The sequence below is a fragment of the Roseomonas sp. CCTCC AB2023176 genome (assembly GCF_042259275.1).
Classification (GTDB): Bacteria; Pseudomonadota; Alphaproteobacteria; order Acetobacterales; family Acetobacteraceae; genus Roseomonas.
In genome coordinates this window covers 4,890,000-4,908,459 of sequence record NZ_CP170086.1, presented here as the reverse complement: position 1 = coordinate 4,908,459, position 18,460 = coordinate 4,890,000, and the positions used below count along the sequence as shown (strand labels likewise).

At 70.8% G+C, this 18,460-nt stretch carries 15 protein-coding genes; 11 read left to right on the top strand and 4 right to left on the bottom strand.

From position 1 onward, the window contains the following. The first annotated feature begins 4 nt into the window (after positions 1–4). From ACE7GA_RS24605 to ACE7GA_RS24590, 4 genes are read left to right on the top strand one after another with little or no spacing between them, the layout of a single operon-like run. Positions 5–910, top strand: a complete 906-nt coding sequence (locus ACE7GA_RS24605; RefSeq protein ID WP_376092936.1) for a dioxygenase — start codon at positions 5–7, stop codon at positions 908–910. An 8-nt stretch (positions 911–918) separates the two neighbouring features. After that, positions 919–1,308, top strand: coding sequence for a nuclear transport factor 2 family protein (locus ACE7GA_RS24600; protein WP_376092933.1), 390 nt, complete (start codon positions 919–921; stop codon positions 1,306–1,308). Positions 1,309–1,314: 6 nt separating this feature from the next. Beyond that, positions 1,315–2,352, top strand: a complete 1,038-nt coding sequence (locus ACE7GA_RS24595; protein WP_376092930.1) for a 5-methyltetrahydropteroyltriglutamate--homocysteine methyltransferase — start codon at positions 1,315–1,317, stop codon at positions 2,350–2,352. After that, a complete protein-coding gene (locus ACE7GA_RS24590) occupies positions 2,352–3,410 on the top strand; it encodes a maleylacetate reductase (RefSeq protein ID WP_376092927.1) in 1,059 nt (352 codons plus the stop codon). The genes ACE7GA_RS24595 and ACE7GA_RS24590 overlap by 1 nt, the downstream gene beginning before the upstream one ends. Positions 3,411–3,414: 4 nt before the next feature. Here the strand turns inward: ACE7GA_RS24590 and ACE7GA_RS24585 are convergent, their stop codons facing one another. Together ACE7GA_RS24585 and ACE7GA_RS24580 are read right to left on the bottom strand one after the other, a co-directional pair. Continuing rightward, positions 3,415–3,825: a response regulator gene (locus ACE7GA_RS24585; protein ID WP_376100514.1), complete on the bottom strand. Its 411-nt coding sequence runs from the start codon at positions 3,823–3,825 to the stop codon at positions 3,415–3,417. 177 nt (positions 3,826–4,002) lie between these two features. Next, a complete protein-coding gene (locus tag ACE7GA_RS24580; RefSeq protein ID WP_376092924.1) occupies positions 4,003–4,449 on the bottom strand; it encodes a hypothetical protein in 447 nt (148 codons plus the stop codon). 150 nt (positions 4,450–4,599) lie between these two features. On the opposite strand from ACE7GA_RS24580, the gene ACE7GA_RS24575 reads away from it, so the two are divergent. After that, on the top strand, positions 4,600–5,310 hold the full coding sequence (locus ACE7GA_RS24575) for a response regulator (protein WP_376092921.1): 711 nt from the start codon (positions 4,600–4,602) through the stop codon (positions 5,308–5,310). Between the two features lie 25 nt (positions 5,311–5,335). On the opposite strand, the gene ACE7GA_RS24570 is transcribed toward ACE7GA_RS24575, so the two are convergent. After that, the gene (locus ACE7GA_RS24570; RefSeq protein ID WP_376092918.1) at positions 5,336–9,256 is read right to left on the bottom strand and encodes a PAS-domain containing protein; all 3,921 of its coding nucleotides are present in this window, start codon (positions 9,254–9,256) and stop codon (positions 5,336–5,338) included. Positions 9,257–9,946: 690 nt separating this feature from the next. After that, the gene (locus tag ACE7GA_RS24565; RefSeq protein WP_376092915.1) at positions 9,947–10,720 is read right to left on the bottom strand and encodes an FCD domain-containing protein; all 774 of its coding nucleotides are present in this window, start codon (positions 10,718–10,720) and stop codon (positions 9,947–9,949) included. A gap of 261 nt (positions 10,721–10,981) precedes the next feature. Here ACE7GA_RS24565 and ACE7GA_RS24560 point away from each other — a divergent pair, with 261 nt between their 5' ends. The 6 genes from ACE7GA_RS24560 to ACE7GA_RS24535 are packed head-to-tail and all read left to right on the top strand — an operon-like array spanning position 10,982 to position 18,289. After that, positions 10,982–11,959, top strand: a complete 978-nt coding sequence (locus ACE7GA_RS24560) for an ABC transporter substrate-binding protein (RefSeq protein ID WP_376092912.1) — start codon at positions 10,982–10,984, stop codon at positions 11,957–11,959. A gap of 49 nt (positions 11,960–12,008) precedes the next feature. Further along, complete coding sequence (locus ACE7GA_RS24555) at positions 12,009–13,556, top strand: sugar ABC transporter ATP-binding protein (RefSeq protein ID WP_376092909.1); 1,548 nt, start codon at positions 12,009–12,011, stop codon at positions 13,554–13,556. Beyond that, the gene (locus tag ACE7GA_RS24550; protein ID WP_376092906.1) at positions 13,549–14,496 is read left to right on the top strand and encodes an ABC transporter permease; all 948 of its coding nucleotides are present in this window, start codon (positions 13,549–13,551) and stop codon (positions 14,494–14,496) included. The genes ACE7GA_RS24555 and ACE7GA_RS24550 overlap by 8 nt, the downstream gene beginning before the upstream one ends. Positions 14,497–14,548: 52 nt before the next feature. After that, positions 14,549–15,508 (top strand): ABC transporter permease, encoded by a 960-nt coding sequence (locus ACE7GA_RS24545; protein ID WP_376092903.1) that lies wholly within the window; start codon positions 14,549–14,551, stop codon positions 15,506–15,508. Between the two features lie 13 nt (positions 15,509–15,521). After that, positions 15,522–16,610, top strand: a complete 1,089-nt coding sequence (locus ACE7GA_RS24540; RefSeq protein WP_376092900.1) for a mandelate racemase/muconate lactonizing enzyme family protein — start codon at positions 15,522–15,524, stop codon at positions 16,608–16,610. Further along, a complete protein-coding gene (locus ACE7GA_RS24535) occupies positions 16,607–18,289 on the top strand; it encodes a GMC family oxidoreductase (protein WP_376092897.1) in 1,683 nt (560 codons plus the stop codon). The genes ACE7GA_RS24540 and ACE7GA_RS24535 overlap by 4 nt, the downstream gene beginning before the upstream one ends. Positions 18,290–18,460: the final 171 nt, after the last annotated feature.

The following is an 18,460-nucleotide window of genomic DNA, read 5'->3' as shown; positions in this document are numbered from 1 at the left end:
CGCCATGGCCGACCTGAACGAAGAGACCCTGACCGACGCCGTCATCGCACAGATGGCGTCAACGCCCGACCCGCGGATGCGGGAGGTGATGGAGAGCCTGGTCCGCCACCTCCACGCCTTCGCGCGGGACGTCCGGCTGACGCCGCAGGAATGGCTCGGCGCGATCGACTTCCTCACCCGCGTCGGCCAGGCCTGCACACCCTACCGGCAGGAGTTCATCCTGCTCTCCGACACGATCGGCCTGTCGCGCCTCGTCAACCTGATGGACGACAAGGCGAACCGCACGGGCGAGGCGACGGAGGCCAGCCTCCTCGGTCCCTTCTACCGCGAGAATGCGCCGGAATTCGGCCATGCCGAAAGCATGGCGACCCGCGCCAAGGGCCCGGAGATGATCCTCTTCGGCCGCATCCTGGACGATGAGGGACGCGGCGTGCCGAACGCGGTCGTGGAGGCCTGGCAAACCGACGCCGATGGCGCCTACGACCTTCAGGCCAACGACCCGGAGGTAATGGACATGCGGGGCCGCTACCACACGGACGCGGACGGGCACTACGCCGTCCGCACCCTCATACCGCTCGGTTATTCCATCCCCATGGACGGGCCGGTCGGCGCGATGGTGCGCCAGCAGGAGCGCCACGGCATGCGGCCCGCGCACATCCACGTCCTGGTCGCCGCCGACGGCTACCGGGAACTCGTCACCGCCCTCTACCTCGGCCACGACGCCAACATCGACACGGACACGGTCTTCGGCGTATCCGAATCCCTTGTCGTGAACCTGCGGGAGAACCTTCCCGGATCCCCCGTCCCGAGCCTGCCAAGCGTCCGCTACGACTTCCGGATCTCGAAGCGGGCGGCGGGCGACACCACGGGTCGCGTCGGCGCCGACCCGTCGAAGATCGCCGCGGAATAGTCGCCGGCGTGTCCACCGACGACCTGATCCGCGGCCTCGAGGCCCGCCGTTACGACGCGATGGCGGCGGGCGACTTCGCGGCGCTGCGCGAACTCCTGTCGGACCGCCTGACCTACGCCCATTCCGATGCGACCCGCGACACGAAGGCAACCTACCTCGCGACGTTGGCGGACGGGTCGCTGCGCTACCTCAAGACCTGGCACGAAACGGAGCGGGTCATCGCACTCGGCGACAGTGCCGCGGCGATCGGGCGGATGGGCGCCGACATCGTCCGCAACGGCAGCGCGCGCACCATCGGCTCCATCACCCTCGCCCTCTGGGCGAAGGAAGGCGACGCTTGGCGCCTCGTTGCCTACCAGCCCACCGCACTTCCGCCCTCCACGAACAGACAGGCCTGACCTCGCGTGAACACACTGCTGCCCACGACCGTCGTCGGTTCCTATCCGCAGCCCGACTGGCTCGTGGACCGCTCCGCCCTCGCGAAGAACCTCGTCCCCCGCATCCGCATGGCCTCCATGTGGCGGCCGGCACCCGACGTGCTGGAGGGGGCACAGGACGACGCCACGATCCTCGCGATCCGCGACATGGAACGCGCGGGCGTGGACATCATCACGGACGGCGAGGCGCGACGCGAATCCTACTCGAACCGCTTCGCCCTCTCGCTGGAGGGGATCGACCACGAGAACCCGGCCCGAGTCATGGGCCGGGCAGGGCGGGAGACGCTCATCCCCCGCGTCGTCGGGCCCATCCGCCGCATCGGCCCCGTGGAGCTGCGCGACGCCCAGTTCCTCATCGCGAACACGGACCGGCGGACGAAGATTACGCTCCCCGGCCCCTTCACCATGTCGCAGCAGGCGCATGACGAGCACTATGGCGACGAGGAAGCGATGGCGATGGCCTACGCCGAGGCGGTGAACGCCGAGGCCCGCGACCTCTTCGCCGCCGGCGTGGACGTCGTGCAGATCGACGAGCCCTGGATGCAGGCGCGTCCCGAGCAGGCCTCCCGCTACGGCGTCCGCGTCCTGAACCGGGCGTTGGAAGGGCTTACCGGCACCACCGTCGTCCACCTCTGCTTCGGCTACGCCGCGATCGTGAAGGACAAGCCCGCAGGCTACACGTTCCTGCCCGCGCTGGCCGACTGCGGCGCCGACCAGATCTCCATCGAGGCCGCGCAGCCCCGCCTCGACCTCGGCGTCCTGCGCGACTTCCGGCACAAGACGATCATGCTCGGCGTTCTCGACCTTGGCGCCGAGGAGGTGGAGACGCCGGAGACGGTCGCCGGCCGCATCCGCGCCGCCTTCGCCCACCTGCCGCCGGAACAGGTCGTCCCCGCCCCGGATTGCGGCATGAAGTACATGCCGCGCGAACGCGCCTTCGGGAAACTGAAGGCAATGGCTCAGGGCGCGGCCATCGTCCGCCGGGAACTCACCGGACAGGCTTGATGCAGCCCTTCACCTACGAGTCCCTGCCCCAGCGGGTCGTCTTCGGCTGGGGCACGCTGGACCGCGTGGCGGAGGATGTGGAACGCCTGGGCTGCCGCCGCGCCCTCGTCCTCTCCACTCCCGAGCAGCGCGAAGCTGCCGAAGCACTGGCCGTGCGCCTCGGCCCGCTCGCCGCGGGCACCTTCCCCGGCGCCGTCATGCACACGCCCGTCGAGGTCACGGAACGCGCGATGCAGGTCGTCCGCGACCTCGGCGCCGACTGCACCGTCGCCCTCGGCGGCGGTTCCACCACGGGCCTCGGCAAGGCGATCGCCCTGCGCACGGACCTGCCTCAGGTCGCCATCCCCACGACCTATGCCGGCTCCGAAGCCACCCCGATCCTCGGCGAGACGGAGGGCGGGAAGAAGACGACCCGGCGCACCATGAAGGTCCTACCGGAGGTCATCCTTTACGACGTCGCGCTGACGCTCACCCTGCCGCCTGCCCTCACCGCGACCTCCGGCATGAACGCCATCGCCCACGCGGTCGAAGCCCTCTATGCCCGCGACGGGAACCCGATCACCGCGGCGATGGCAGAACAGGGCATCGCCGCCCTCGCCCGCGCCCTCCCACGCCTCGTCGCCGACCCGTCGGACCGCGACGCCCGCTCCGACGCTCTCTTCGGCGCCTGGGCCTGCGGCGTCTGCCTCGGCACGGTCGGCATGGCCTTGCATCACAAGCTCTGCCACACCCTCGGCGGGACCTTCGACCTGCCGCACGCCCAGACGCACACAGTCGTGCTACCCCACGCGACGGCCTACAACGAGGCCGCCGCGCCGGAGGCCATGCGCGCCGTCGCCCGCGCCCTCGGCGTGGATCGCGCGCCCGCCGGGCTGCACGATCTCGCCCGGTCCCTCGGCGCCCCACTGTCGCTCCGCGAACTCGGCATGCCCCAGGACGGCCTGGACCGCGCCGCCGACCTCGCGGCCGCGAACCCCTACTGGAACCCGCGCCCGGTCGAACGCGCCGCCATCCGTGACCTGCTCGGCGCCGCCTGGGAGGGCCACCGCCCGGGCTGACGCGTCAAGCCCTGGCTCCGCTGTTCAGGGCCAGGCGCAGCGTCTCCGCGACATGCTCCAGCGGCACCGGCTTCTCCAGCATCCGATCTTCCGGCACGCCGAGGAGGAGCAGCGCCTGGCGGTCGATCGAGGTCATGTAGCCGCTGAGGACCACGATCGGCAGCGCGGGGCGCCGTTCCCGTACTGCGCGGACCAGTGAGACCCCATCGAGGTTGGGCATTCGCACGTCGGTCAGCAGGGCATCGCACGGATCGCGCGCTTCCTGCTCCAGCGCCACCGCGCCATCCTCGGCCCAGGTCACCGTGAAGCCGGCATCCTCCAGTGCTTCGCGGAGGAGCAGGGCGATGTCGGGCTCGTCCTCTGCCATGAGCACGCGCGGTGCCGTCCCACCGACCATCGGCCGGTTCACCATCATCACTCGTGCAACCCCCGGCAACCCCTGAGGCGGCGCGTCCGGAACGGACAGCACGCCGCCGCTGCCATGATGGTCAGGTCGCGAAGTGTTGTCTGCCCGGGCCTCGGCAGGACACGGCGCACGTCCTCGTGAGGGCGGCCGCATGGCCGGACGGTTGCGCCGGCTGGCATAGGTCCGTCAGGCGACGAGCTTCACCGGCTCAACCGCGAGGCGAAGGCCGTCGATGCCGTTGCCAGTGGCGGGGTCGAAGCGCGCCGCGATCTCGACCGCTTGCATCGCATCGTGGCCGAGCGCCATGACCGCCATCGCGTAATCCCGACCTGACCCGACCGCGACGAAGGGGTCCTCGACGCGCCAGCGGCTGTCGCGGTTGTGCATCCAGCAGGTGCCGTTCGGCATGATCTCCAGCGCCGTCGCCCAACGGTCGGTCTCCTGGCAGGCCGGGCGGGCACCACCGTTCTCGAGCCAGTCCAGCACCTGCCCGCAGACGCCGAAGTCACCGGTCGCGCCAATCAGGCGGCCATCGGCCGTCCGCCGGATCTTTGTCGTGCTGTAGGTGACCGTCCCGCTGGAAATCCGGCGGTCGGCCGTCAGCGTGGTCCCGTCCCATGCGATCGTCGTCACCGGCCGTCTCCATTACCCGGGTGTGACGGTGCCTCACGGGTACGTGATCGGCAAGCGTGAACGGAAGAGCCTCCGACCCGTCCCCTCCGGTTTGACGGGTACGTGTCCGATCCGGCACTTTCCGCCTGGGTTACGAGGCAAGCAGGGTCCATGGCCGCGCCGCGGGTCGTTCTGGTGGAGGATGAGGCGCTCCAACGCCATATCGTGGCGGAATACCTTGCCCAGCACGGCCTTCGCCCCACCACTTGCGCGTCCGGTACGGAGTTCCGCCGACTGGCCGCCCAGAACGTTCCCGACCTCGCCCTGCTCGATGTCCATCTCGGCGAGGCTGAGGACGGCTTCGCCCTGGCGCGCTGGCTGCGCGCCAGATCCTCCCGCGTCGGGATCATCATGCTGACCGCGGCAGGGGAGACGGTGGACCGCGTGGTCGGCCTCGAATCCGGCGCCGACGACTACATCACAAAGCCCTTCGAGCCGCGGGAGCTGCTGGCGCGTATCAAGGCCCTGCTGCGGCGTGCCACGGACGCCGCCCCGCCCCCCCCCCGCCTGACACAGGTCCGTTGCGGCACCGCGATGCTCGACATGGAGCGCCATGTCCTCGTCCGCGCCGACGGCACGGAGGAGCAGCTCGCGGCGAGCGAGTTCGATCTGCTCAAGCTCTTCGTCGAGAACCCGGGCCGGCCGCTGGCCCGCGATTGGCTCCTCGAGGTGACGGCCCACCGGGAGGCCGACGCCTTCGACCGCGCGATCGACAACCGGATCATGCGCCTTCGCCGCAAGGTCGAAGCCGATCCGTCGAAGCCCGAGGCCATCCGGAGCGTCCGCGGCGTCGGCTACATGTTCGTCCCGACTCGGGACTGACGTCGGGGGCCGTCTCGCGCGGCTCTCAGACCCGCGCGCCGTAGGTCGCGCGTGCCGCCTTCAGGGTCCGCTGCAGCAGACCCTCCATGCCCAGGCCTGCCTTCGCCACGGCCTCCTCGTCGCCGTTCCGCGCCGCGGCCTCGATCTTCGCCGCCTGCTCGGCGAGCAGCCGCGCCCCGACCATCCGCGCAGCACCCTTCAGGCGGTGCGCGACGTTCGCGGCCTCCTGGGTCTCGGGACGCGACATCAGGGCGGACACCTCCCGCTCCGCGCTCTCGGCGAAGGAGTCGATGATCCCCTGCAGGCGCGGCCCGTCCGTCCCGAACAGGCCCCGCAGCGCCTCGGGGTCGTAAAGCGCTCCCTCGCTCGGATCGCGCGCCTCGCCCGACAGGCCCGGCACCCAGCGGCCGAGTGTCCGGGCCAGCGCGTCGAGGGCGACGGGCTTGGCGAGGAAGCCGTCCATGCCTGCCGCGTAGCAGCGCTCATCCTCGCCCTTCAACGCATTCGCCGTCACGGCGATGAGGGCGGTTCGCGCGCCTGGATCCGTGATCCCCGCCGCCTCCTCGTCCCGCCGGATCGCGCGCGCCACGTCCAGGCCGTCCATGCGCGGCATGTGCAGGTCGAGCAGGACGACGGGATGACGCTCGCGCTGCCAGGCCTCGAGCGCTGCGACACCGTCCTCGACGAGGTCCGCCCGCAGGCCGAGCAGGTCGAGCTGCCGCTCGATCACTTCCCGGTTCACCGGATGGTCGTCGGCCACCAGCAGGCGCGCCGCGCCCGGCGTCGCCGTGCGGGCGGAGGCAGGGATGCGGTCGGCGCCGGGGACCTCGGCCAGGGCTGGCGCCGCGGAGCCGAGGCGGAGCGTCACGATGAAGCGGCTGCCCCGCCCCGGCTTGCTCTCGACCGAGACGTCGCCGCCCATCAACTGCGCGAGGCGCCGCACGATGGACAGCCCCAGCCCCGTGCCGCCGAAGCGGCGGGTCGTGCTGCTGTCGGCCTGCGCGAAGGGGCGGAACAGCCGGGCGATCGTCTCCGCATCCATGCCGATGCCGCTGTCCTCGACCGTCAGGGCCACGTCCACGGCATCGCCCTCCCTCCGCGTCTCGGCGTTCAGGCGGACGAAGCCGCGTTCGGTGAACTTGATCGCGTTGGACAGCAGGTTGAACAGGATCTGCCGGACCCGCGTCGCGTCGCCCGTTACCCGGTCCGGGCCACCGCCCGGCGGATCGGCGAAGAGGGCCAGACCCTTCGAGGCGGCCTGCGGCGTCAGCGTGTCCACGGTGCCCTCGACGAGCCCGCGAAGGGAGAAGGGCAGCGCTTCCACCTCGAGCCGCCCCGCGTCGATTTTCGAGAAGTCGAGGATGTCGTCGATGATCCGCAGCAGCGACTGCGCCGAGCCCCGCATGATGGAAATGCCCCGCGCCTGCTCCGGCGTGAGGCCCGACCGCTCCAGCACCTCCATCATGCCGAGGACGCCGTTCATCGGCGTCCGGATCTCGTGGCTCATGGACGCCAGGAAGGTCGCCTTCGCCTGGGCAGCGGCCTCGGCGGCGTCGCGCGCGGCCTCGGCCTCGGCCTTCGCGGCGAGCGCGGCTTCCTCGGACGCCTTCACCGCCGTCATGTCGCGGCAGACGATGAGCAACTGCTCCTCCGGCATCGGGACGAAGGTGAAATCCAGCCATCGGCCGGAGGCGGTGCGGCGGATCTGGCGCAGGCCGGCGGGCTGCATGACCTGCGCGCGGCGCTCCGCGACGACCTCCTCGACCGGTCGGTCGAAGCCGAACTCGCCACGGGCATAACGCCAGCGCAGGACGCCGTCGTGCCTCGCGCCGCGGACGACGAGCGCGACGGGAACCTCCAGCAGCGGTGCCGCGCGGTCGTTCGTTTCCAGGATCGTGCCGTCGCGGTCCATGAGGACGACCGCGTCCTGCATGCCGTCCAGCACCCGGCGCAGCAGGTTGCGTTCGGACTCCAGCGCGCCGGCCGCTTCCTTCAGCTCCGTCACGTCCTTGATCGTGACGAGGCGCCGGTCGTCCGGCAGCGGCCGGAAGTCGATCTCCAGCCAGCGGCCGTTGGGGAAGAGCCGGATCTGCCGGTGGCCCTCCGCCGCGGTCAGCGTCGTCCAGCGCTGCTCGACCGATTCCTCCATCGGCCGCTCGAAGCCGTAGAGGCCGATGGCGTAGAGGTGCCGCAGCAGCTCCGTATAGTGCGCGCCGCGCTCGACCACGGTCTCCGGCACGCCCATCAGCCCGGCGGCGCGGCCATTCGTCTCGATGATCGTGCCGCCGCCATCCATCAGCAGCGCGGCATCCTGCATTCCGTCCAGTACGCGGCGCAGCAGGTTGCGCTCCGTCTCCACGGCATTGGCGGCGGCCCGCGCCTCCGTCACGTCGCGCAGCACGCCCAGCAGGCGGCCGTCGGGCAGCGGCCGGAAGCCATATTCCACCCAGCGCCCGTCTTCCAGCCGCCGCACCTGGCGCGACCCGCCGGCTGCGATGCTGCGCAGCCAGTGATCCGCCACCAGCTCCTCGAAGGACTGGTCGAACCCGTAGGCGCCACGGTCGTACTGCCACCGCAGCGCCTCGGTATAGTGCAGCCCGGGCTGCACGAGTTCCGCCGGCACGCCCATGAGCGCCGCCGCGCGCTCGTTCACCTGGGCGATGGTGCCGTCGGGCGACAGCACCACGATCGCGTCCTGCAGGCCATCCAGCACGCCGCGGAGCAGGTTGCGGTCGGCCTCGACGGCAGCGGAAGCCTCCTTGATCTCCGTCACGTCCCGCATCACCGCGAGGATCCGGCCGTCCCCGAGCGGACGGTAGCTGTAGTCCACCCAGCGCCCGTCCTCCGTCCGGCGGATCTGACGCAATCCGCTCCGCCCGGTGTTCTCGGGCTGGCGTTCCCGGAGGATCTCCTCGAAGGACCGGTCGAAGCCGAAGACGCCACGGTCGTAGATCCACCGCAGCGCGTCGGCATAGGGACGGCCGGGTTGCACGAGCGGTGCCGGCACGCCCATGAGCGTGGCCGCCCGATCGTTGGATTGCAGGATCACGCCATCGGGCGAGATCACCACGAGGGCATCCTGCATGCCGTCGAGGACGCCGCGCAGGAGGTTCCGCTCCCCCTCGAGGAGCGCCGCAGCCCGCTTCAGCCCGGTGATGTCGCGGACGACGATCATCATCCGGCCGGCCGGCAGCGGGCTGACGTTGTACTCCACCCAGCGGTCGCCGGGCAGGCGCGACTCGAAGGTCGTCGGTCCCGCCGAGAGGATGGCGGCGCGGCGCTGCCGGATGAACTCCTCCTCGGGCGTGTCGAAGCCGTAGTCGCCGCGTCGGTAGAGGAAGCGGATGATGTCCTGGTGCTTCGTCCCCTTGATCGGCATCTCGGGCGGCAGGCCGAGCAGCTCGCCGCCCTGGTGCGACGTCTCCAGGATGGTCCCGTCCGCGTCGATGAGGACGACGGCGTCGGTCATGTTCGTCAGGAGATGCTCGACGCGCGCCTTCTGGTCGGTGAGGGCCGCCTGGTCCCGGCGCATGGCCGTCACGTCGCGCCAGACGCCCAGCGTTCCTTCCGCGCCTCGCCGGATCAGCAGATCCAGGACCTGTCCGTCACGCGTCACCCAGGTCGTCGGCCCCGGTCCCGTAGTGTAGGGCGCCAGGGCCGCATCCACGTCGGCCTCCGACCCCGTGCCGTCGGGAAGGGCCGGCCCTGCATCGCCGCGCCGGACGTGGTGGCGGATGAACTCGCGCAGCGGGGCGCCTTCGGCGCGCAGCTCCGGCGGCAGCCGCAGGACGGCGTCGAGGCGAGCGTTCCGGACGATGCAACGCCCTTCCGGGTCGAAGAGCGCGACCCCCGCTTCGATGGATTCGAGGCCGAGCGAGATGAGGCGTACGGCGTGCTCCGGATCGACCGGGCGGGGCGTACCATCCTGACGGGTGTCGGGGGGCATCAAGCTCATCTTGCACGCGCCGGCGTAACCGGCACGTGCCGGAACCGTCGCCGAATTGTCGCGTCGGTCGCGCGTGCCGGCGGCACCGCGCGACAAGTGCGACAGGAAGCTGGCCGGTGAGCGACGGGAACGAGACGGGCCGCGTGCGATGACCCTGGCGCCGGTGGATTGCCGGCCGCAACCCGACGAGGACCGGACCGCATGCGCCTGCTGCCGATGCTCATGATGCTGGCCCCCTTACTCCTCTCCGGCGGCGACGCGCGGGCCGAGCCGTTCCGGGAAGACGGAGCCCTGCGCTCGGCTTGCGCGACGGCCCCCCTCGCGTCGCCGGACGGCACCGGGCGCGCCCCTTCGGCGGAACGCTCGGCGAAGCCGCGTAGCCCGGGAGTCAGGCTGGCCTGCGACGGGCAGGGTCCAGCGGGCTGCGGCGCCGCGACAGCCGCATGGCGGTTCCGCGCGGACGGGCGGCCGCTCCCGGATGCCCGCGACGGATGTCCGCAACGCACGTAGCGGCGCGCTGGGGAGGGTGGCCCCGCCCGAAACGGGATCGCTCGGACCGGCGAAGCCGCTCCCCGTGTAATCAAGGGAGCCGGTCGGTGCCGATGACCGTCGGCCTGTGCCGCCTTCGGCTCCACCTGCGCGGTAGGCCTGCCGGATGCGACGCTGCCCGGCACGAGAAGGCCGTCGGCATCAGGCCTTGACCACCTGCTCGGTCGCGGTCGGTCCAGGGGACGGCGATGACGCGAAGGTTGCGCGCAGGAACTCGAGCGCCGTCGCGAGGTGGCGGCGGAGCGCGAGCTCCGCGGCGTCGGGATCGCGGCGCAGGATCGCGTGCAGGATCGCCGCATGTCCGGCATGGTTCAGACGGTCGATGTCGGCGCCGCGCGGCAGCCGCTGCCAGTGAAGCTGCAGCCATTCGACATAGGCGCGGTGGACGGCAGGATAGATGGGATTGCCCGGAATGCGGTAGAGTTCCGCGTGGAAGATGGCATCGGTGGCGTAGAACCGTTCGGGATCGCCGATGGCCGCATGATTCCCCGCCAGGGCCGCTTCGAGCGCTTCGACGTCATCGCGGCGCGCGTGCAAGGCGGCGTGGCGTACGAGCGCCGCCTCCAGCAGGACCCGCGTCTCGAAGAGATCGAGCACGCCACGGCCATCCTCCATCAGGTGCGATACCAGGCTACCGAGCGTCGTCAGCGCCGCCTCGTATCCCGGGCGCTGCACGACCGGCCGGTGCCCGGGCCGCGCGACGATGAGGCCGCGCGCGGCAAGGGCGTGAAGGGCCTCACGCACCGCGGCGCGGCCGACGCCGAAGCGGCGCATGAGGTCGCGTTCCGGCGGAAGCCGTGCGCCCTCCGCCAGTTCGCCGGCGCCGATGCGACGGGCGAGATCGTCGGCCACGCCATCCGCACGCCGGCCGGTCGGTCTAGCCGCATCGAACAGGCGGGGCGGGGCGTCTTGCATCGAAGTAGTGTCATCCACATCGGAACCGCGCCCAAGGGGCGATGGGCCGAAAAAACAGTATCCGGTCGGACCAAACAAGACGACTAGATCGTGCCCGATCAAAGCCAGTCCACCGACGTAACGGCTGAAGTCCTGCGTTGACATGGATCATGGCGCGGTGGAACCCTCTGTTTGGTCGGACCAAAGCCGCCGCTAAGGCGGCATCGGAGCCGGCAGAACCGCGACCGGCCGAAGCCGGCGCCGCCACGGAGGACGTCCCGCATGCCGATGTCACGGCGCAGCCTGCTCACCCTCGCGGCCGCGGCGGCCGCCTCGCCGCTGGCCTCCGCGCTCGCGCAGGGCATGCCGCCCCTGCAGCGCAAGGCGAACTACCGCGTCGGCTTCGCGCAGACCGAGAGCAACAATCCCTGGCGCATCGCGCAGACCGACAGCATGCGGTCCGAGGCGCAGCGCCGTGGCGATGCCTTCGTCTACACCGATGCCGCGGCCTCCGCCGCCAAGCAGGTGGCCGACGTCAACAGCATGATCGCGCAGCGCGTGGACCTCATCTTCCTCGCCCCGCGAGAGGAGCGGCCGCTGGTTCCTGCGGTGATGGCGGCGAAGCGCGCGGGGATCCCCGTGATCCTCCTCGACCGTCGCGTGGACGGGGCGCAGGCGCAGCCGGGCCGCGACTACGTCACCTTCATCGGCTCGGACTTCATCGACCAGGGCCGTCGCGCGGCCGAATGGCTGGACGGCGCCGTGAACGGTAGCGCGCGGATCATCGAGCTGCAGGGCACGACCGGGTCGTCGCCGGCGAACGACCGGCGCAAGGGCTTCGCGGACTATATCGCGGCGAAGTCCGGCATGCGCATCGTCGCGAGCCAGTCCGGCGACTTCGTCCGCGACCGCGGCCGCCAGGTCGCGGAGGCGCTGCTGCAGGCACATCCCGACGCGACCGCGATCTACGCCCACAACGACGAGATGGCGGTCGGCGCGATCGCCGCGCTGGAGGCCCGCGGCCGCCGTCCGGGGCAGGACGTGACGGTCGTCTCGATCGACGGCACGCGTTCGGCGTTGCAGGCCATCATCGACGGCAAGATGGGCGCGACCGTCGAGAGCAACCCGCGGTTCGGCCCCAAGGCCTTCGAGACGCTCGACCGCTACGCCGCCGGCGAAACGGTGGAGCACTGGGTGAAGGTGCCCGACCGGTTCTTCGACCGGAACAACGCGGCGCAACTCATCGGCGACGCATACTGACGGGGTTGCGGGGCGGCCTCTGCTGCCCCGCGTCGCGGAAGGCGTGGTCATGACCGATCCCGGGCCGCTGCTGGCAATGCGCGGCGTCGAGAAGCGCTTCGCCGGCGTGCCTGCCCTTTCGGGAGCGAGCCTGGAGGTCGGGCGTGGCGAGGTGCGCGGCCTCATCGGCCAGAACGGCGCGGGCAAGTCCACGCTCATCAAGATCCTGACGGGCTACCACCGCCGTGACGGCGGCGAGGTGCTTTTCGATGGCGCACCCTTCGAGGCGCGCACGCCGCAGGAGGCGCAGGCGCGGGGGATCAGCACGATCCACCAGGAAATCAACCTGGTGGGCTACCGCTCCGTCACCGAGAACATCCTGCTGGGGCGGGAGCGGCGGCGCTTCGGCCTGCTCGATTGGCCGGCGATGCACCGGGAGGCGCGGGCAGCCGTGGCGCGCCTCGGTCTCGACGTCGACGTGCGGCGGCCGCTCGCGGACTACACGACGGCCGTGCAGCAGATGGTCGCGATCGCCCGCGCGCTCGGCTTCCACGCCCGCCTGATGGTGATGGACGAGCCGACCTCCTCCCTCGACGACCGGGAGGTCGAGGTGCTGTTCGGCGTGATCCGCGGGTTGAAAGCCGACGGCGTCTCCGTCGTCCTCGTCAGCCACAAGCTGGACGAGCTCTACGCGGTCTGCGACGCGGTGACGGTCATGCGCGACGGTCGGACGGTCCGGGCAGCGCTGATGCCGTCCATCTCGCGCCTTGAGCTCGTCTCCGAGATGCTGGGCCGCGAGGGCGTGGCGGTGGCGCCGGCGACGTACCGCGCCGCATCGCGCCCCGCGGCCGAGGAGGTGCTGGCGATCGAGGGCCTGCACGCCCCGCCGCGCGTCCGGGGCGCGTCGCTCCGCGTCGCGCGGGGCGAGATCGTCGGTCTCGCCGGCCTGCTCGGCGCGGGCCGGTCGGAGACGGCCCGCGTCGCCTTTGCCGCGGATGGCGACGTCGCGACCGCCGGGCGGATGCGCTTCAGCGGCCGGGATTTCGCGCCGGAAAGCCCGCGCGACGCGATCCGCGCCGGCATCGGTTTCCTCTCCGAAGACCGCAAGGTCGAGAGCATCGTTCCCGAAATGTCGGTGCGCGAGAACCTGACCCTCGCCCTGCTGCCGCGCCTCACCCGCGCCGGCCTGGTGGACGAGGCGCGGCAGCGCGAGGTGGTGGATCGCCTGATCCGCCGCCTCGGCGTGCGCTGCGCCAGCCCGGACCAGCCGATCAGGGAACTATCCGGCGGCAACCAGCAGAAGGTGCTGCTGGCCCGCTGGCTCTGCACGGAACCGCGGCTGCTGATCCTCGACGAGCCGACGCGGGGCATCGACGTCGGGGCCAAGGCCGAGATTGCCGCGCTGATCCGCTCCCTTGCCGAGGAGGGCCTGGCCGTTCTCATGATCTCCTCCGAGGTCGAGGAAGTCGTGGGTGGCGCCGACCGTGCCTACGTCATGCGCGATGGCCGCACGGTCGCGGAACTATCGGGCCCCGATCTCACCGAAGCCGCCGTCCTCGCCGCCATGGCGCAGGGGCCGCACGAGGTGGCGCTGGCGGAAGGGACGGGCCTTGTCTGAGCTTGCCGCCCCCGCCCCCACCGCGGTTCCGACGCGCCCGCGCGACCTGCGGCGGCTGCTCGCGCGCTGGGGGGCGCTGATCGCCTTTCTCCTGCTCCTCGCGATCAACCTCGCGGTCACGCCGCATTTCGCGTCCTGGCAGACGCTGGAGGTGAACCTCACCCAGGTCGCGCCGATCGTCATCGTCGCGGTCGGCATGACGCTCGTGATCGCGACAGGGGGAATCGACCTCTCGGTCGGCTCGCTCATGGCGATCGCCGGCGCCCTGGCGCCGCTGATCTTCCTCGGGCACGTCGTGCCGATGCCGCACCCGCTGGCCGGCGTCGTGCTCGCCATGGTCCTGCCAGTGCTGGTCACCGCGGCTCTCGGGTGGTGCAACGGCCTGCTCGTCACGCGCTTCGCCATCCAGCCGATCGTCGCGACCCTCGTCCTCTTCATCGCGGGGCGCGGGGTCGCGCAGGTCATGACGGGTGGTAACCTGCAGGAGTTCCGCGTGCCGCAGTTCCAGGCCATCGGCCTCGGGCGGCTTCTCGGCGTGCCCGTGCAGGTTTGGATCATGCTCCTGGCTGTCGGTGCGGCGGCACTGCTGCTGCGCCGCGCCGTCCTCGGGCGGCAGATCCTCGCCATCGGCGGGAACGAGCGGGCCGCGCGGCTCTCCGGCGTGCCGGTCGGGCAGGTGAAGCGGCTGGTCTACGCGATCAGCGGTGCGCTGGCGGGCCTCGCGGGCCTCGTCGTCATCGCCATCAACTCCTCCTCGGACGCCAACCTCGTCGGGCTGGGGATGGAGCTTGACGCCATCGCGGCCGTCGCGGTCGGGGGGACGCTGCTGGCTGGGGGCGCGCGACGGTCCTCGGTACGCTTCTCGGGGCGCTCATCATCGGGCTGCTGCGCTTCACGCTGCTGGCCAACGGCGTACCGGACGCGGCGGCGCTCGTCGTGAAGGCGGGGGTGATCCTCCTTGCGGTCTGGCTGCAACGGGCTGGGCGTGGCTGATGGCGCGGCGGCTCGGCTCCCATGCCGTCTTCCTCGCGCTTCTCGCGCTCATCGTCTTCGGCGCGCTGCGGTACGAGCACTTCCTCGGCTGGTTCAACGTTGCGACCCTGCTCCGCTACAACGCCCTCTTCGCGCTCGTTGCCCTGGGCATGTGCTTCGTCATCTGCACGGGCGGGATCGACCTCTCGGTCGGCGCGGTCGCGGCGCTCGGCAGCGTCGTATCGGCGCTGCTCTCCGCCGCTGGCCCAGTGCCCGCCATGCTCGGCGGGGTCGGGGCGGGGCTGGCGGTCGGCGCGCTGAACGGCGCGCTGGTGACGCGCGTCGGGCTCGCGCCCTTCGTCGTCACCCTCGCGACGATGCTCGGCGCAGGCGGCACCGCGCTGCTGCTGGCCGGCAACGAGAGCGTCGCCGTCTCCTACGACAGCGGCTTCGTGGAGCTCGGCCAGGGCGACATCTTCGGCTTCCCCGTCCCCGGCTGGATCGGTCTCCTCGCCTACGTCGTCGGTGCCGTGCTGTTAAACTTAACTGCCTTTGGACGGACAGTGCTCGCCGTCGGCGGCAACGAAGATGCGGCGCGGCTCATGGGCCTGCCCGTCGGCCGCACCTTCTTCCTCGTCTACCTCATGAGCGGCGGCCTCGCCGGTCTCTCGGGCGTGCTGCTCGCCGCGCAGTTCGGCGCGGGCCAGCCGATCGAGGGCGCGGGGTGGGAGCTCTTCGCGATCGCTGCGACCGTCGTCGGCGGCACGCTGCTCACCGGGGGGATCGGGTCGATCGGCGGCACACTCGCTGGCGTGCTCCTCCTTGGCCTCATCTTCAACATCCTGAACTTCGAGAACGGCCTCGGCACGATCAGCCTGTCCGTCTACTGGCAGTCGGTGATCCGCGGCCTCTTCCTCCTCCTCGTCGTGGTGCTCCAGGCCCGGCTCCTGGCAGCCCGCGGTGCCCCGGCCACACGCTGAAAGACCCGGAACCATGGCGCGCATCGCCTCCCTCCAGATCGGCTTCTACCGCGTTCCGCTGCCCACGCTGCTGACCGACAGCACCCACGGCGAGATGCGCGACTTCGAGCTGAATACGGTGCGCGTGCGCGACGCGGACGGCGCGGAGGGCGTCGGATACAGCTTCACCGTCGGCCGCAACGGCGCCGCGGTGGACGCGGTGCTGACGCGAGAGATCGCCGAGATCGCCGCCGGCGAGGACGCCGACGCGATCGAACGGCTCTGGCACCGCTGCTGGTGGGACCTGCACTATGGCGGCCGCGGCGGGCCGACCGTGCTCGCACTTTCGGCCTTCGACATCGCGTTGTGGGACCTGAAGGCGCGGCGCGCCAACCTCCCGCTGTGGAGGCTCCTCGGCGGCTTCGACCCGAAGGTGCCGTGCTATGCGGGCGGCATCGACCTGCTGCTGCCGCTGGACGAGCTGCTGGCGCAGACAGACGCCAACCTGGCCAAGGGCTTCCGCGCAATCAAGATGAAGGTCGGGCGAAAGCGCCTGGACGAGGACGTCCAGCGCGTCGCCGCCATGCGGGAACACCTCGGGGCGGAGTTGCCCCTCATGGTAGACGCCAACATGAAGTGGACCGTGGACCAGGCGATCCGCGCCGCCCGCGCCTTCCAGCCCCACGACCTCACCTGGCTGGAGGAGCCGATCAGCCCGGACGATCTCGGCGGCCATGCACGGGTCGTGCGCGACGGCGGCCTGCCGATCGCCGCGGGAGAGAACCTCCGCACCCTGTGGGACTTCAAGAACCTCATCGCCTCGGAAGGCGTGACCTATCCGGAGCCCGACGTCACGAACTGCGGCGGCGTTACGGCCTTCATGAAGATCGCGCACCTCGCGGAGGCCTGGAACCTCCCCGTGACCTCGCACGGGGCGCATGACGTGACCGTGCACCTGCTCGCCGCGTGCCCCAACCGCTCCTTCCTTGAGGCGCATGGCTTCGGCCTGGACAGCTACATCGCCGACCCGCTGCGGATTGAGGAGGGCTTCGCGATCGCGCCGGAACACCCCGGCCACGGCATCACCTTCGACTGGGCTGGGCTCGAGCGGATCCGCGCATGATCCCGCGCTACGACCACATCGTCGTTGGCGGGGGCTCATCGGGCTGCGTTGCCGCCGCACGGCTCGTGGCCGCGGGCCACCGCGTTCTGTTGCTGGAAGGCGGGCATTCCCATCGCCACCCGCTGCTCGACATGCCACCGGGCATCTTCAAGATGATCAACGGCAGCAAGTACATGCGCTACCACCAGACGGTACCGCAGCCGCACCTGGATGGGCGCGTGCATGACATTCCCCAGGCGAACGTCCTGGGCGGCGGATCCTCCGTCAACGCACAGGTCTACATGCGCGGACGTCCTTCGGACTACGAGGGCTGGCACGATCTCCTGCGGGGCGACAACGACTATCCGGGCTGGGGCTGGCGCGACGTCCTCCCGCATTTCCGCGGCATGGAGGGAAATGACCGCCTGAACGACGCCCTGCACGGGGCGGACGGGCCGCTCCTCGTTTCCGATCCAGGGCATATCGACGACATGTCGCGCTGGTTCGTCCAGGCGGTGCAGGGGCTTGGCGAGCCCTACAACCACGACTTCAACGGCCCGTCGCAGCGCGGAGTCGGGTTCTACCAGTTCATGAACCGCCGGGGACGGCGCAGCAGCGCGGCCTACGCCTTCATCGCGGCGCTGGAGGGGAACCCGAATCTCACCCTGCGGCTGAATGCTCGGGTGCGGCGGGTGGTGGTGGCGAACGGGCGGGCCGTCGGCGTGGCATGGCGTGATGCGGCCGGGACCGAGCACCAGGCCGCGGCCGACGGTGAGGTGATCCTCGGCGCCGGATCGCTCGTCACACCGCAGCTCCTCATGCTCTCGGGAATCGGACCTGCGGATCAGCTGAGGGAGCACGGAATCGACGTCCTGATCGACCTGCCCGGCGTCGGCGAGAACCTGGTGGATCACCCGGAGGTGCCCATCATCGCCGTGGCGAACGGGAAGTACGGCTACCACAAGCAGGGCGCGGGCTGGCGGATGCTCCTGAACGGCCTGCATTTTCGCCTGTTCGGGACAGGACGTATCCTTTCCGCCGGCGTTGAGGCCGGAGCTTTCGTCAATCCGTCCGATCCAACGGCGGAGCCGACGATCCAGGCCTTCTGCGTGCCGATCGTCTACCTGGACCGCGACACGCTGACCCTGGTGAAGGACACCTACGGCGTAACGGTGACGACGGTCGTCATCAAGCCGAAGTCGCGGGGCTTTGTGCGCCTGCGCTCAGCGGATCCCGACGCGATGCCGCTCGTCTCGCCGAACCTGCTGCAGCACCCGGCCGACGTACGCTCGATGCTGGAGGGGCAGCGTTTCTTCCTTCGTGCTTTCAAGTCCAGCCCGTTGCAGGAACGGATCGCGTCGCTCGCCGTACCGGATCCGGCCGATCTGTCGGACGAGGCGCTCCTGCGCCACTGCAAGCGCTTTGTGAAGACGAACTACCACCCGGCCGGAACCTGCCGCATGGGTCCACCGGGTGACCCGTTGGCTGTGCTCGATTCCAGGCTGCAGGTGCGGGGCTTGGAGGGCCTGCGGGTCTGCGATCTCTCCGCTATGCCGGACATCAATGCGGGCAACACCAACGCACCGGCGATGATGATGGGAAGCCGCTGCGCCGAGTTCGTGAACGGCGCCGCTGGTCACTGGGCAGAGGGGAGGAGGACGACGCCGTTGGTCGGAGCGACGACGTCGTCATCAGCCTGATTCGGTCCCCTCGACGCCGATGCGCCGGGGATGGCCCGCTGACGTAGTGAATGGACCTGCGCGGGCCGACCTTCTTCAGTGTCCGGTCCAACCAGGGTATGTGCTACGGCGATCATGGTGGACGTCGAGGCCCAGGTTTTCGGTCGCGTCCGCGGCGGTGAGGCGCGACGC